Source organism: Acinetobacter sp. COS3 (assembly GCF_000475335.1).
In the GTDB taxonomy this organism is placed as follows: domain Bacteria; phylum Pseudomonadota; class Gammaproteobacteria; order Pseudomonadales; family Moraxellaceae; genus Acinetobacter; species Acinetobacter venetianus.
In genome coordinates, this window is record NZ_AXCD01000010.1 from 1 (window position 1) to 16,690 (window position 16,690).

12 protein-coding genes are annotated in these 16,690 nt (G+C 38.2%); 6 read left to right on the forward strand and 6 right to left on the reverse strand.

Annotation, left to right across the window (positions count from 1 at the left end):
- The 3 genes from IO68_RS22120 to IO68_RS22130 all read left to right on the forward strand — a co-directional run.
- A partial coding sequence (locus IO68_RS22120; protein WP_023012966.1) for a beta strand repeat-containing protein occupies positions 1-3,965 on the forward strand: 3,965 nt, incomplete at its 5' end.
- Positions 3,966-4,076: 111 nt separating this feature from the next.
- Entirely contained in the window at positions 4,077-5,744 is a 1,668-nt protein-coding gene (locus IO68_RS22125) for a poly alpha-glucosyltransferase (RefSeq protein WP_023012967.1), read from the forward strand.
- 16 nt (positions 5,745-5,760) lie between these two features.
- Entirely contained in the window at positions 5,761-7,467 is a 1,707-nt protein-coding gene (locus IO68_RS22130; RefSeq protein ID WP_023012968.1) for a CapA family protein, read from the forward strand.
- On the opposite strand, the gene IO68_RS22135 is transcribed toward IO68_RS22130, so the two are convergent.
- The gene (locus tag IO68_RS22135; protein WP_023012969.1) at positions 7,464-8,192 is read right to left on the reverse strand and encodes a metalloprotease; all 729 of its coding nucleotides are present in this window, start codon (positions 8,190-8,192) and stop codon (positions 7,464-7,466) included. The two genes, IO68_RS22130 and IO68_RS22135, sit on opposite strands and share 4 nt — an antisense overlap.
- 91 nt (positions 8,193-8,283) lie before the next feature.
- On the opposite strand from IO68_RS22135, the gene IO68_RS22140 reads away from it, so the two are divergent.
- Together IO68_RS22140 and IO68_RS22145 are read left to right on the forward strand one after the other, a co-directional pair.
- The gene (locus IO68_RS22140; RefSeq protein WP_023012970.1) at positions 8,284-8,601 is read left to right on the forward strand and encodes an MGMT family protein; all 318 of its coding nucleotides are present in this window, start codon (positions 8,284-8,286) and stop codon (positions 8,599-8,601) included.
- Between the two features lie 106 nt (positions 8,602-8,707).
- Complete coding sequence (locus IO68_RS22145) at positions 8,708-9,220, forward strand: hypothetical protein (RefSeq protein WP_023012971.1); 513 nt, start codon at positions 8,708-8,710, stop codon at positions 9,218-9,220.
- An 87-nt stretch (positions 9,221-9,307) separates the two neighbouring features.
- Here the strand turns inward: IO68_RS22145 and IO68_RS22150 are convergent, their stop codons facing one another.
- A complete protein-coding gene (locus IO68_RS22150) occupies positions 9,308-9,745 on the reverse strand; it encodes a universal stress protein (protein ID WP_004878276.1) in 438 nt (145 codons plus the stop codon).
- Positions 9,746-9,978: 233 nt separating this feature from the next.
- On the opposite strand from IO68_RS22150, the gene IO68_RS22155 reads away from it, so the two are divergent.
- Entirely contained in the window at positions 9,979-10,770 is a 792-nt protein-coding gene (locus tag IO68_RS22155) for a barstar family protein (RefSeq protein WP_227502880.1), read from the forward strand.
- Positions 10,771-10,774: 4 nt separating this feature from the next.
- Here the strand turns inward: IO68_RS22155 and IO68_RS22160 are convergent, their stop codons facing one another.
- From IO68_RS22160 to carA, 4 genes are all read right to left on the reverse strand, one after another.
- On the reverse strand, positions 10,775-11,404 hold the full coding sequence (locus tag IO68_RS22160) for a CatB-related O-acetyltransferase (protein ID WP_023012973.1): 630 nt from the start codon (positions 11,402-11,404) through the stop codon (positions 10,775-10,777).
- Positions 11,405-11,466: 62 nt separating this feature from the next.
- A complete protein-coding gene (gene greA, locus IO68_RS22165; protein ID WP_004878279.1) occupies positions 11,467-11,943 on the reverse strand; it encodes a transcription elongation factor GreA in 477 nt (158 codons plus the stop codon).
- A 92-nt stretch (positions 11,944-12,035) separates the two neighbouring features.
- The gene (carB, locus tag IO68_RS22170) at positions 12,036-15,269 is read right to left on the reverse strand and encodes a carbamoyl-phosphate synthase large subunit (RefSeq protein ID WP_004878281.1); all 3,234 of its coding nucleotides are present in this window, start codon (positions 15,267-15,269) and stop codon (positions 12,036-12,038) included.
- Positions 15,270-15,283: 14 nt separating this feature from the next.
- The gene (gene carA / locus IO68_RS22175) at positions 15,284-16,423 is read right to left on the reverse strand and encodes a glutamine-hydrolyzing carbamoyl-phosphate synthase small subunit (RefSeq protein WP_004878282.1); all 1,140 of its coding nucleotides are present in this window, start codon (positions 16,421-16,423) and stop codon (positions 15,284-15,286) included.
- Positions 16,424-16,690: the final 267 nt, after the last annotated feature.

Here is a 16,690-nt window from a genome sequence, read left to right on the forward strand (position 1 = left end):
GCCAAGTGTATGCAGTGGATATAGTGCCGCAAGACTTGATCACCACGATCACAGTACCTGATGACCTCAATGGTGATGGAATTTTGAACTTGTTAGAGGTTGGAGTTGATGGTGTATTCGAAGCCCAAGTTGGTTTAGGTGTAGATGCCGTTGCAGGCACAGTGGTGAATGTGAATGGTACGGATTACACCGTCACGACAACCGACTTGGCAAATGGTTTCATCACAGCAACGATTGATGCATCGACGGCAGACCCGATCACAGGTGAGATAGTGCTCCATGCAGAAGCGGTGGATAGCGAAGGCAATGTGGACATGGCTGATGCAGATGTCACTCTAACCGTATTGAATACCAGTACTATAACGGCATTTGATAATACTGATACTGCTATATTAGCGCCTGAACCATTGTTGATTGCTGATGATGCTCCATTAGGTAGTGAAACTTATTTAGCTTTGGTTTCACTTGCTGGACTTGACCTACAGTTAGGTTCAGAATCTATTGGTTTCTCTGTTGCTGCTGATCAAGAAGGTACAGCAACATTTACATATAGTGCATTACTCGGTGCAGATGTTTTATCTGACTATTCATTGGTACTACAAAAACTAGATCCAATATCTGGTCAGTGGACTTCTGTTTACGGTGGTGGTGAAGCTGATATTCTAGATTTAACACTGCTAGGTGGAACTCCGAGTGTAGTTATTGACGGATTGGAAGAAGGCACATACCGTGCGTTCATGACATACAATGGATTAGCAGGTATTGGTTTACTTGGTACTTTAACCGGAACCATGGATGTATATGACACTACCCAAATTGGCGGTTTCTATACAGAAAATGCAGATGGTAATGTCATTCTTGATATGAACACAAGTGGTGAGACTGATATTGTAACTGGAACGACAGTTGTTTCTGCAGTTAATGGACAAGCTGTAACAGGTGTAGATACAGTTATAGTTGGTACATACGGTACATTGACTATTGATCCAGATGGTACTTATACATATACACCTAATGCAGATGCTGCAGGTATAGGTCAAGAAGATGTATTTATTTATACATTATATGATCCAGCTACAGGGGATGCTGCTGAAGCAACATTAACAATTGATTTAAGCTCTGTGAAAGCAATTGATAACCTTGCCGTTGCAGAGATTAACCCAGAACCGTTACTTGTTGCCGATGATGTAGCCCTTGGAGATGCTTCTTACCTAGCTACGGTTTCTGTAGCAGGTTTAGATCTGCAATTACTGTCTGAAGATGCGATACAGTTTACTGTTGATCCAAACCGTGAAGGTACAGCAACGTTTACATTTGATGCATTATTAACAGCGAGTGTACTAAGTGATTATGCGATTGTTGTTCAGAAATTTGATGAAACAACTGGTCAATGGGTATCTGTCGGTGGTGATAATCCTGATGCTTCATTGATTAGTTTATCTCTCATAGGAGGTACTCCTACAGCTGTACTTGAGGGATTAGATTCTGGTAATTACCGTGCTTTTATTTCTTATGAAGGTTTGTTAGGTGCTGGTCTAGGTGGAACATTAACTGGAACAATGGATGTTTATAATCCATTTATCATCGACGGATATTCTGTTCAGGCGATATCTGGTAACGTTATCAATGATACTGGTATCAATGGTGGTATCGATGCTGCAAGCAGTAATGCCATTATATCAATGGTTAATGGTTCCGTTATTGACCCAGCTGGTACTACGATTGTTGGTACATACGGAACTTTAGTCATAGATCAGGATGGTAACTATACATATACACCGAATGCCGATGGTTTGAATCTTGGTCAAGTTGATCAATTTACCTATACATTGCTTGATCCTGTAACTGGTGACACTTCAGATGCAATTCTGTATGTCCACTTAGATAGTGAAAGTGTGGATATGACTTGGAATGATGCAGATCCATCACAACCAGCAATTATTACAAGTCCGCTTCCTGTAGATGCAATGGATAACGTTGATTCGGCCTCTATTGATCTTGTATATCCAGTAACTCAAGAAGTACTAGATAATGCGATTAGCTATAGTTGGCTGTTAGGTGTTGGTGGTTTGGTAATTGGTGCAAATGAAGGAACAGCAACTTTCACTGTTGATCCAGGTAATTTGACTGACGCTATCATTTCCGTAGATTTTGGTTCACTTGCAACTGTAATTGATGGTTTACATGTAGTTCTTACTCGCCTAAATCCAGATGGTACAAGTATTGTAGTTGCTGATAGTAGTGACACTGGTGTAATAGATTTACTTGGAATCTTTGGTTCTTCAGTTGAATTCCAAGTCAGTAATCTTGGTGCAGGAACGTATGAGTTGTTCATGGAAAGTGACACACTTCTTACCGCACTTGGTAGTGTAACTGCTGATATTACCTTGAATCACGGCGATATTACTCAAGCACCAACATTAGTTGCTGATACAGTCAATGGTAATGTTCTAACTGATGACGATTCAGCCGCTTATGGTACTGGTTACACACCTGACTACATCACGAGTACATCTGTTGTCACTTTTGTTGAATCTGAGAATGGAAATACAGCGACAGTTGCAGCAGGTACTCCAACAGTAATTAATGGGGCTTATGGCACATTAACTTTAAATTCGGATGGTAGTTATAGTTATCAAGCAACAGCTGATACCACAAATATTGGTAAAGTTGATAGCTTCACTTATACGGTAACTGATCCTGTGACTGGCCGAACAGATACTGCAACGTTACATGTTCAAATTGGTTCACCGGATGTTGAAATCACATGGAATACTACCGATCCATCATTAGATGCGGTTATCCCAGCACCTGTTGCAAATGCAGATACTGCAGATTCATTAGTCGATGTGCAAAATGTAGTGGATAATAATTATTTCAATGCTAACGGAACGACACTCGGTATTTTAGGTACTACCCAAACTTATACCAGCGGAACATTTAGCATTAACGATAGTATGGCTCAGTCTGGTTCGTTGACAGCAAATGCATTAGGTCTAGGTAACGCTAACGTGACCTTAGCACTGCAAATTCAAACAGGCCCAACAACATGGACAACAGTTGCTTCTGATTTACATTCAGGCATTGTTCTTGCAATAGGTGAAATCGCATCAATTGATTTATCGACACTTGATCTTGCAGCAGGTATTTATCGTGTCGTCACAACTGTTCAAACACCATTGATTGGTGGTGTGGTAATGAGCGTTGGTACAAATGCTGATGTGAACATCACTTATGTAGATCAATACACCGCGACTAGTCCAACAGCGGATTGGATCCATGGCAATATCTTGGAAGGTGATACATTAGGCGGTGTTGCAGATACAACAACTGGAACACAGCTTTATGTCATGAATCCTGTAACAGGTCAGTATGAGTTAGCCGCTGGTCAATCTATAGACACAGCAGAAGGTACGTTGTATCTATATAACGATGGTTCTTATTACTATCAACGTGACATGGTGGTTTCATCAGCAACAGATGTGATTGATTATAAATTAGTATCGTTTGATGGAACTGAGGTGACCTCAACGCTTACGATCTCTTTAGGACAGCACTTCAACTTGAGTTCTGCTGATGACATCGTAACCAGTACTGCTGGAAATGACATCATTGAAAGTGCTGCTGGAGGATCTGATACTCTCATCTTCAACGTCTTAAACAATGCTGATGATGCAGGAGGTAATGGTCACGATACATGGAATGACTTCCATGTGGGTGATACAGCAACTGATCCAAATGCTGATGTGATTGATATTTCTAATCTCTTAGTGGGTTATGCTGGAGATGGAAGCGCAGCATCATTAGCTGGATATGTGAGTGTAAGTTCTGATGGAACATCAACCACAATCAGTATTGATCGTGATGGTGCTGGTGGAACACATGACAGCGTGACATTACTTACCATTGATGTTGATACGACATTAAATGATCTCATCAATAATAACCAACTTAATCTGTTCTAATTATTGATATGAAAAAAAGAGAACCTTCGGGTTCTCTTTTTTGTTGGATTTCATTGATAAAGAATTATGCTATCTTGTCTAAAATATTTATAAATTCTAGAAACTTAAAATATGACAACAACTTTGATTTCAGGAATTGATCAGTTAAAAAGTCAATTACTCGATTACCTAGAAAAAGTACAACTCTATACGCAAGTAGAGAAAACAGTCTTGTTTTTTTCATATGGAGAAAGAGAGGAACGTTGCAAGGTTTGGAATTCAGCGTATTCGAGTTTTTCTACTGCCAAAGCACAATTATTTAGTTTTTTAGATCAGCAATATGAAGCACAACAGTCTTTACCTGAATTTTTAAAATTTGACTTTGTTTTCAACGTTCAAAAAGAGCAATGGGATGATGTTAAGCAAACAGTGAGAAACCAATTTCACAATAATCACTATAGAAAAGGCATTAGTTTCGATGAAAATTTTGAATGTTGTTTCTTAGAGCAAGAACTTTATGGCCGAGCAATCATTCGAGGGTTAAGCTATGACAAACCTAACTTTTTTGATGAAGCTAATCTCAACACCAGTATTTTACGAAAATACGATGATTCAAAAAAGCAGATCAATCTTAAAGAATTGCAACAGGTATGGACGTTTGATACCTATGCTATGTTCTATGAAAACAATCAATTGATTCAGTTGCAAAGCCAGTTCACCGAAAATGGTGTTCGATACTTGCTGGAATCGAAGAAGCAACATTTTATAAAAATGATTAAGCAAAATGCAGCATTCATCACTTCACAGATTCAAGAAGATGGCAGATTTATTTATGGATGTTTTCCTGCCTATGATCGAAGTATTCGAAATTACAATACGATTCGGCATTGCACCACGAACTACGCTCTAATCGAAACCTTAATGATCGATAATCATGAAGGGCATTTAAAGAAAATAAGGTCAGCAATTGATTATGCCTTGGCTCATTTTTATTTCGAGCAAGAACCTCAGCTTGCTTATATGTTAGATGCAAGTGAACCAGAAAAATTAGATGAAATTAAGTTAGGCGCAAATGCCGCTGCAATCTTAATGCTCACTAAATATCAAGAGCTTACAGGAGATAATCAATATCTGGATTATGCTAAAAAGTTAGCCAATGGAATTTTATCAATGGTAAATTCAGAAGGTGAAACGACTCATGTACTGCATTATCCAAATATGGAATTAAAGCAAAAGTTTCGCATTGTTTATTATGACGGTGAAGCTGCTTTGGCCTTATTGCGGCTGTATCAACTAAAACCAGAAGAAAAATTATTAAGTACAGTAAAGCTCATGTTTGAACGTTTTATTTCTGAAAGATATGAGCGCTATCATGATCATTGGCTTAGTTACTGTACCAATGAACTAACGAAAATTTGCCCAGAGGAAAAGTATTTTCTCTTTGGTATGAAAAACTACCTGAGACATATGATTTTTATTCGCAATCGAAAGACCAGTTATGCCACCTTATTAGAGTTAATGATGGCTGCGTATCAAATGATTGAAAGAATGAAGAAGCTTGGTTTAGCAGAACTATTTAAGCAATCACATTTTGATGATTTGAAAAAGCTTATCGAGTTTCGGACTGAGTTCCAACGGACAGGTTTCTTTTACCCTGAAGTTGCAATGTATATGGCGCGGCCAGATAAAATTTTACATGCATTCTATGTGAGACATGATCGTTTTCGCGTTCGAATAGATGATCAGGAACATAATTTGTCTGGATATATTGCTTATGTTCAGCATTTTGAAAATGAATAAATTGAGGTTTAAATAAATGGATTTATCTCAAGAAATTAAAATAATAACGCAGATTAAATCTGAAGACTTTCAGCATTCGATTTGGCAAACATCGCTTTCGGTGGATTGTAATAACTGGATCGTTTTGTACCTTGCGATGCAAATGATTCAAGCTGAAAAATTAAAATTGGATCAAAGGATTGAGCTAGAGGGAAGTCGCCAAAACAACCTTTTTGGAAGTTCAAAAAAACAAGCTTATACTGTTTTGGAGCTATTACAGTACATCGCATTTGCCCAACCACCAGAACTAGCTTTGCAATTATTGAGTCAGTTATTAGGTGGTCGTGAGCAGACACAGATCGCATTACAGCATGAATTAAAAAAATTTAAACTTGATACTCAAGTTCAAACCATTAGAGAACTTTATCAACTGGCAGAAGCAATTTTTTTAATGCCAATTGAGATCATTCAACAAGTCTTTCAGAAGCAGCTAAGCTTCAAAGGCAATACGCTGACACCGATCAGCTCGATATTAACGTGCTCTCAACTAGATGCCGTGTTGTATTTGGAATATGCGAATAAACAGATTTATTTTTCCTATCGAGCAGAAAATCAAACCATTGGTATCTTTTGTTTATTTGATTCAATTCAACGCATTGATCACATTATTCCTTATTATCATTATTTTACAGAGGGATTGATTCCATTAAAGTCGATCCAAGCAAAAAGTGAATGGATCAATATCATCGGTGATACTTACTTTGGTGAGTTTTACACTGAGATTCGAAAATGCAAAGGAAATGATGACGCATTACAACGCTATGGTTATCAACATTCATTTGAAAAGATAAAAGCCTTTTTTAATGAAAATGATCTGAATATTGCGAATTTTGAGGCGGTATTTAACTCTGAAAAAGATTCTCCTCTGCAAGACAAGAAAGCATTCATATTGGGTGCCGAAGCGAAAGAAACGATCCAAGAATTTAAAAGAGTGCATATCAATACAGTTTGCCTCGGAAATAATCATTTAAAGGATTATGGCGCTGCTAGTTTACGATACACCTTACAGCAGTATGATGAGGCGAATATCCATTACATTGGTGCTGGATTAGATCAACAAGAAGCACATCAGTTTTTTGAGATTCGAAACGCACAAAAAACCTTTGCGATTTTTAATGGTTATTGGCATCGGGACATTGCATATCAAGATTATGATTTTTATGCATTAGGGGAGAGTGCTGGAGTCGCTTGTCTAAATACGATTTTATTTGAACAGATTATCCATTATAAAACACGTCATCCTACCCATAAGGTCATCTTAATTTGTCATTGGGGGGTTGATTTCAAAACAACTCATCCAGAGCAAGAAAGTCTTGCTAAATTATTTACACAAATCGGTGTTGATCTGATCATTGGACATGGCGCGCATACGATTCAGCCGATTCAATATATTTATGATAAACCAGTAGTTTTTGGGATAGGAAATGGGGTGTTTAATAGCAATGGTGAATATAAAAAGCATCAGGCTTTACCTTATGGCATGATTGCTCGGATTAATCTTGATGAAGAAACTGTGCAACTGTATCCAATTTTTACAGACAATTTAGAAACTTTTTGGCAGCCATATCCTGTGAATGAAAAACAATTTAAGCAGGCAAGTGACTATCTAACGCAACATTTGGATCAAAGTCATTATCAATTTAAAAAGAATGCATTAGGTTCATTTGTTGAATTGAAAATCTAAGGGTATTTGGCATAATTTTGCAAAATAGTATTTAATTGTTCTGAGGTAAAACCTAAGTTACGTAGACCTCCGCTACCTAATTTACAGTCGTAGCTTGTCATAATATTGGTTGGTGTGCTTTTCTTTGCTCTCGGTGCGCAAACATGTCCTAAGCCAAAAGCATGTCCCATTTCATGGATACTTGCGGCTTGTGTTTGATAGTTGAGTCGTTCCCAATCGATCAAGATAAAAGGTTGTCCCTGATTTCTAAACCCCCAACTGGTAATATCGTTGTACTTGAGTTTTTGATTGTATGCGTCATAAATAATAAAAAACACTTCTTTGCTTTTACGTCTTGGGAAACAGCTTTTAACAGCGCCAGGAATGTTGTCGGGAATGAGGGCAGTGGGTTGATTCAAACGATTTGCCAATTCACATTTTCGTTTGCTGAAGTCTTGATAAGAGTAGTAATGATTGATTCTAAACTTAAAGATTTTTTGATTATCTTCATCAAGGAAGTAGCGGTTTAAAATCTCTAACTCTTTGTACATTTGCAAACGTGTATCAAATACTTTTGCTTCAGGACGATTGGTCGTGTAGACAAAGCTTACATAGACGACGGGAAGATGGCTTGCTGCGTCAATTTTGTATTTATATGGTGTAATTTTCACCGGTGGTTTTCTGGTGGTACATGAAGCTGTAAAGGTCAGACATAAGGCTGTAAGCAATATCAGTTTTGATCGCATTTTTATGTTCCTCTGTCCATCAATTTTTAATTGTTCTTTAGGAAATTCGTTCTGATTTTCAATATGCTAACAGATTTTTTGAGAGGAAATTGTGAAAGATAGTAATGAGTTGCATCGACAGATTTTAGAAGTTATTGCTTTAATTCCCTATGGGAAAGTAGCAACTTATGGACAGATTGCAAAGTTAGCGGGTATTCCTAAGCATGCGCGATTGGTTGGCTATGTTCTCAAGCATTTGGATAAAGAGAGTAGTATTCCTTGGCATCGTGTTATTAATTCACAAGGAAAAATAAGTGTGATGCGTATAAATGAAAAAGGAGGGAATATTCAACAACAATTATTGGCCGATGAGGGGATTTATCTTTTAAATAATAAAATTAATTTAAAGGTTTTTAGTTGGATTCCATAAAGCTAAAAATAAATAGACTGATTTGTATAAAAGGATATTGCCGTTATTTTATTTTTTAATTACAATAATTATACATAAAGAATACATATGTATATTTGGTAATTAAATGAAAAAATTAGCTGTTATTTGTGGGATCGCTGCGCTTAGTTTATCTGGATGTGCGAGCATTATGTCTGGTAGAACTCAGACAATGACATTTGAGAGTACGCCAGAACTCAGTAATATTACGATTTTAAATAAAGCAGGTAAAAAAGTTCATGTAGGACAAGCACCTGTGACTGTAAGTTTGAAAAGAAGCTCAGGTTTCTTTGTACCTGAAAAATATACTGTAATCTTTGAAAAAGAAGGCTACGAAACTAAAACTGTGAATGTTTCAGCACACGTAAATGGTTGGTATGTTGGAAATATTGTTTTTGGTGGCTTACTTGGTCTTTTGATTATTGACCCTGCAACAGGTGCAATGTATAGCTTGAGTACAAAAGATACGAATGTCGTATTAAATGATCTTAAGAAAGAAAACCTTCAAGCAAATACGCAGTCATTAACTATCGTTTCTACGACTGAATTACCACAAGATGTATTAGAAAAGGCAAAACCAATTCAATTAGCATCTGAATAAATATAAAAAGCCAGTATCAAGATTACTCTTATACTGGCTTTGATTTTAAATTAATAAGATTCGATGGTTAAATCTTCATAAATATAATTAACGCACGATTAAAACAGGAATATGACTTTCTCCTAATACTTTTTGGGCAACGCTACCTAATATAAATTTTTTAATTCCTGTACGACCATGTGATCCCATAATAATAAGATCAGAGCCTAAGTTCTGTGCTGCACCGATAATTTCTTCGTGTATTGAAAAGCCTTCAAGTATTTGTGTTCCAACGGTTAAGCCAAGCTCTTCAAACTTTTTCTCTGCTTTATCTAAGTTTTCTTGTACATAACTGCGTACGCGTTCGATCAGTTCATTACTTTGACCAAGCTTAAGATAGGCATCAGCTAGGTAAGGGTCTAAGGTCATCACTTCAACGACTGTGATTTCACTATTCAGTGCTTTTGCGAGTTGTGCAGCTTCTTGAATCACGTTTACTGCAATTTCTGAATCATCTATGGCAACGAGGATTTTTTGATAAGTCATGGTGATTGCTCCTTATTATTGCTGTCTAATTGCTTGTGAGTTTTTTGTTTAAAATACTGTCTATTGTTTTATATTAAACTGATTATGAGATGAATAAAACCTAGTAAATTTATAGGGATACTCTTTTAAATTGGATGTTACATAGTAAGCTTAGAATGATATTATTAGTTCATTTGATATATTATGATGCATGTATAAGTTAGATTGATATTTATAAAATTTGGGAGTGCTAAATGATCAAGAAGATGTTGAACGTAGTTTTCCTAGAACATGATTTTGAAAATGAAATAGATAACGTAATTTATACCTTAATTGTTAATGATTATTATTATGATAGTGAGAAAATATGTTTTAGAAATAGTTTATCAAAAAATATTCTACAAGAAATGAAGGATTTAAAACTCTTAATTCACAATAAAAAATTGGATTACTTGGGGATTTTAATAACTTGTAATCAAGAAGGAAAAGATCAGAGTATTGGGGATTACCTATATTTACCTTTTGATTTTTTTTATAAAGAAAATGATCTTATAATTTATAATAATAAAGAAGAATTAGAACAAGCTTATAGCGATCAAGAATATTCTGATTTTGATTGTTTTTTTAAAAGACAAGAGTTGATTTATAAATATTTAAATCATGAATGTGGTGAAAAATATTGGTTCAGTTTGAATTCATTTGAGAAAACATGTTGGCTACATATTGCTCTCTTTCTTGCTAGGTTAGAAAATGATGCGTCTGAAAAAGTCAAAGAAATTACTTTGGATGGCTCCTATATAACCTCTGAATTGGATTTGTATTGCTATATTGGTGAAGAAGTGTGTGGTGTGCTAGGTTATATGGGAGCTAACTTTTCTGCATTAAGAGATTGTTTAGATGGAAGTACAAGTAGACCTGTTCAGCCTCCTTTAAAAATTGTATGGAAAAATTTTGAATATTCAAAACATAATTTTGTAGGGCAGTATTGTGAAATTCAGGATATGGTTAACTTTATTTCAGAATCTGCTGTATTAGAATTATACTAAGTAGCTATTTTTTATCAATTTTTATAAACTGAAAAAGTTGATTAATATCATCAGCCTGCAACTGTTCACGCATTTTTAAAATCTGCTTTTCATCAAAGTCATAGAGTTTGATCGAGAGCAATTTTTCAATATCAGATTCGGAGAAACGGTATTTGATAATTTTGGCAGGAACTCCGCCGACAACAGCATAAGGCGGCACATCTTGAGTGACCACAGCACCTGTGGCGACCACAGCGCCTTCACCTAATTTAACCCCTTGCATGATCATTGCTCGACTGCCAATCCAACAACCATCAGCAATCACAGTATCACCAGCGGGTAGAAAGCTGCGTGTATCAAAAGGGAAGGTCGAAATCCAATCTGGGCGATGGAGTTGATTGCCACCCATCATAATCACGCATTCAGCACCAAAACAAACAAAGTTACCGATATGGAGTTGATCGATTGGCTTCTCAGGCAAAGATGGTTTGTCATGTAAATAACGGACAACACAACGTTCAAAACCCTGATCCCAATAGGCTGAGTAATAAGAATAATTACCTTTAATATGGATATTCGGATTTTTCACTGTTTTGGAAATAAATTCGAACTCACACCAATGTTTAACAGGAGAGTTGATCAAAGATGAGTCCATTGAATTTCCACAGTGTATCTTGAGAAGAAAAACCCCTCAGAAGAGGGGTTGATGATTTGGAATTAGAGATATTCCACACTTACGATTTCGTATTCAACTTCACCTTGTGGTGTTTGAATTTTCGCTTCGTCGCCTTCACTCTTACCTAAAAGACCACGTGCAATTGGAGAGTTCACTGAGATTTTATTGATTTTAAAATCTGCTTCGTCATCACCTACGATTTTGTAAGTTTTGCGTTCTTCAGTATCAAGGTTTTCAATAGTAACTGTTACCCCGAACACAACACGACCATTTTGCTCAAGGTCTTTTACATCGATCACTTGGCATGCGCCGAGCTTACCTTCGATATCTTGGATGCGGCCTTCACAGAAACCTTGTTGCTCACGAGCAGCATGATATTCAGCATTTTCTTTGAGGTCACCGTGTTCACGTGCCTCAGCAATTGCCTGCGTGATACGAGGGCGATCCACTGTTTTTAGCTGTTGTAATTCTTTCTCTAAGGCAACCTTGCCTTCGGGAGTCATAGGATAACGTTGCATTTTAGTCCCCTCTAAATTGGTTGGGAAAATACAGGATTAAAAAAAAGAAAAAGCCCGCCACCGATAAGGTGACGGGACTTATCGGTAGAGAATTAACCTACAGTTTGTAAATCTTGCAAGCGGTATACATCCATTGGCAATTTCACAGCAAATGCTTGGCAAACTGCTTCAGCACCGTTGATTGTCGTTGTGTAATACACTTTACCTTGGAGGGCAGCACGACGAATCATCGCTGAATCATACTGAGCTTGTTTGCCTTCAGTTGTGTTGACAATAAGATGAATTTCACCATTTTTCAAGCGGTCTACAATATGAGGGCGACCTTCAGTGACTTTATTCACTGCTTCGCACTCTAAACCAGCTGCTTGAAGTACTTGGTAAGTACCATTAGTTGCAACAAGTTTGAAGCCATAAGCAATTAACTTTTGAGCAATGTCAGTAATGTATTTCTTATCTGATTCACGAACAGACAAGAATGCATGTTTAACTTCGCCTTCAGTTGGTAAGCCAGGCAAACGTTCATTTGACCCCAACACTGCTTTATAGAATGCTTCACCAAATGTATGACCAACACCCATTACTTCACCTGTCGATTTCATCTCAGGGCCAAGCATTGGGTCAACACCAGGGAATTTAGCGAATGGGAACACCGCTTCTTTCACTGCAAAACGTGTTGGGATAATTTCTTTAGTGAAACCTTGAGATTCAAGTGATTGACCCGCCATACAACGAGCTGCAACTTTTGCTAAAGATTCACCAATACATTTAGACACGAATGGAACCGTACGTGATGCACGTGGGTTTACTTCGAGTACGTAAATGTCGTTACCTTTTACAGCAAACTGAACGTTCATTAAACCAACAACGCCAAGTTCTTTAGCCATTGCTACCGTTTGACGACGCATTTCATCCTGAACTTCTTGTGAAAGAGAGTAAGGAGGAATCGAACATGCCGAGTCACCAGAGTGAATACCTGCTTGTTCAATGTGTTGCATGATACCGCCGATCACAACGTCTTTACCGTCAGATACGCAGTCTACGTCAACTTCAGTCGCATCATCTAGGAAACGGTCAAGTAGGACAGGTGCCTCATTAGATGCTTGTACTGCTTCACGAAGGTAGCGTTTAAGCTCTTCTTCGTTATACACGATTTCCATTGCACGGCCACCTAATACATAAGATGGACGAACAACCAGTGGATAGCCCACTTTCGCTGCTTCTGAAATACCTTCTTCAGCAGATTTTACGATGCTGTTGTTTGGTTGACGAAGCTGTAAACGTTGAATCATCTGTTGGAAACGTTCACGGTCTTCAGCACGGTCAATCGCATCTGGTGATGTACCAATGATTGGCGTACCAGCTTCTTCTAAAGCACGTGCCAATTTCAATGGAGTCTGACCACCATACTGTACGATTACGCCCTTAGGCTTCTCAGTACGTACGATTTCCAGTACATCTTCCAGAGTTACAGGTTCGAAGTATAAGCGATCAGATGTGTCATAATCGGTAGAAACTGTTTCAGGGTTACAGTTCACCATAATAGTTTCGTAACCGTCATCACGCATTGCAAGCGCAGCGTGTACACAGCAGTAATCAAACTCAATACCTTGACCAATACGGTTAGGACCACCACCAATCACCATGATCTTGTCACGATTAGATGGATTTGCTTCACATTCTTCATCGTAAGTTGAATACATATATGCTGTACCTGATTCAAATTCAGCAGCACATGTATCAACACGTTTGTAAACAGGATATACACCCAAGTTCCAACGTTGTTTACGGAATTGCTTTTGTGAAATACCCATTAAGTTCGCAATGCGAAGGTCCGATAAACCTTTACGTTTGAATGAACGGATATTGTCAGCATTCAAGTCACCAAAACCTAAAGCTTTTACTTGAGCTTCAGTTTTAATGATGTCTTCGATTTGAATTAAGAACCAACGGTCAATTTTTGTTGCTTCAAATACGTCATCTAAAGAGAAACCGTGGCGGAATGCATCAGCAACGTACCAAATACGCTCTGGGCCAGGCACTTTAAGTTCTTTTAAGATGATGTCTTTGGCATTGGCTGTACCTGCTTCAACTTTTTCATCAAAGCCACATACACCAACTTCAAGACCACGAAGTGCTTTTTGTACAGATTCTTGGAAGTTACGACCAATCGCCATTACTTCACCCACAGATTTCATCTGAGTGGTTAATACTGGCTCAGCTTGTGGGAACTTTTCGAAGTTGAAACGTGGAATCTTCGTTACAACATAGTCAATCGATGGTTCGAAAGATGCTGGTGTTACGCCGCCAGTGATGTCATTTTTCAATTCATCAAGGGTGTAACCGACTGCAAGTTTCGCCGCGATTTTTGCGATTGGGAAACCTGTTGCTTTAGATGCAAGCGCAGATGAACGTGATACACGTGGGTTCATCTCAATCACGACCATGCGACCGTCTTTCGGGTTAATGCCGAACTGAACGTTTGAACCACCTGTTTCAACACCGATTTCACGAAGAACAGCAACAGATGCATTACGCATCAATTGATATTCTTTGTCTGTCAATGTTTGCGCAGGAGCTACAGTGATTGAGTCACCTGTGTGAACGCCCATTGGGTCAAAGTTTTCGATCGCACATACGATGATACAGTTGTCGTTTTTATCACGAACAACTTCCATTTCGTATTCTTTCCAACCAATCAATGATTCATCGATCAATAATTGGTGAGTAGGAGAGAGGTCAAAACCACGTTCACAGATTTCAAGGAATTCTTCGCGGTTATAAGCAATACCACCACCAGAACCACCCATTGTAAATGATGGACGAATGATGACAGGGAAACCGAAACCAGCTTGGATAGCTAAAGCTTCTTCCATTGTTTCAGCGATAGCAGCTTTTGGACATTCCAAACCGATTTTGCGCATTGCGATATCGAAAAGTTTACGGTCTTCCGCTTTTTCGATTGCATCTTTACTCGCGCCGATCAATTCAACATTGTATTTTTCTAAAATACCGTGCTCATCTAATGCAAGCGCACAGTTCAATGCAGTTTGACCACCCATAGTAGGAAGGACTGCATCTGGACGCTCTTTTTCGATGATTTGAGCAACAGTCTGCCAAGTGATTGGCTCGATATAAGTTGCATCCGCCATTGAAGGGTCAGTCATGATGGTCGCTGGGTTAGAGTTTACCAAAATAACGCGGTAACCCTCTTCACGAAGCGCTTTACATGCTTGCGCACCTGAATAGTCAAACTCACACGCCTGACCAATGACAATCGGACCAGCACCAATAATTAAGATGCTTTTAATATCCGTACGTTTAGGCATTATTCGCTCCTTAATTACTTCTTAGCTGCTTCGATAAGTTCGATGAAATGATCGAACAGTGGGGCACAGTCATGTGGACCAGGGCTTGCTTCAGGGTGACCTTGGAAGCTGAATGCTGGTTTGTCAGTGCGATGAATACCTTGGTTTGTACCATCAAACAGTGAGCGATGTGTCACTTTTAAGTTTGCAGGTAAAGTACTCTCATCGACAGCAAAGCCATGGTTTTGAGAAGTAATCATCACTGTACCATTCTCAAGGTTTTGTACAGGATGGTTAGCGCCGTGGTGACCATGATTCATTTTCATCGTCTTCGCACCAGAAGCAAGTGCTAGGATTTGATGACCTAAACAAATACCGAATACAGGTAAGTTTGTTGTATCAACCAGTGTTTTAACTGCTTCAATTGCATAGTCACATGCTGCTGGATCACCAGGGCCATTTGACAAGAACACGCCGTCTGGATTTAAAGCTAAAACTTTTTCAATTGGTGTTTGTGCAGGAACAACTGTTAATTTACAACCGCGGTCTGCAAGCATACGTAAGATGTTGGTTTTGACACCATAATCGTATGCAACCACATGATATTTTAATTCTGGTTGAGTGAAGCCATTCCCTAAAGTCCATGAACCTTCAGTCCATTCAAAGCCTTCAGGATCACAACATTCTTTCGCAAGATCTAAACCAGTTAAACCACCGAATTCACGTGCTTTCGCAATTGCTTCTTCTTCTGTGATATTTTCACCAGCAAGGATGCAACCATTTTGTGCACCTTTGTCGCGTAAAATACGAGTCAACTTACGTGTGTCGATGTCAGCGATAGCAACAACATTGTGTTGCTCTAAATATTCGCTTAATGATTGTTCAGAACGGAAGTTGCTATGTAATAAAGGAAGATCACGAATAATCAAACCATTCGCCCATACTTTATGGATGCGACCTGATTCAACGTCTTCGCTATTACAGCCTGTATTTCCAATATGAGGATAAGTCAACGTCACAATTTGTTGCGCATAACTAGGGTCAGTCAAGATTTCTTGATAACCAGTCATTGCAGTATTAAAAACGACTTCACCAGTCGTACATCCCGATGCACCGATAGACGTTCCTTTAAAGACCGTTCCATCTGCGAGGGCTAAAATGGCGGGGGTGCTCAAACCAAAGCTCCTGAACTAAAACCACAAAAATAAGGCTGTAAAAAAGCGAGAAGACATAAAAAAAGGCAGGCTGTCTATAAAAAACATGCCCCTCCTTCCAGTCTGCTCGCTTGTAACTTAACAGCGCATTATACGCATGAGAACGTGAAAAGTCTATGTGTTTTATTTATAAAATCAGGAATTGGTCGAATTCTCTTAAAAGCTTAAGTACAAATCTGTCTATTGCCAAATAACTCATTCTTTTATCGGTATCGTGAGATATTATGC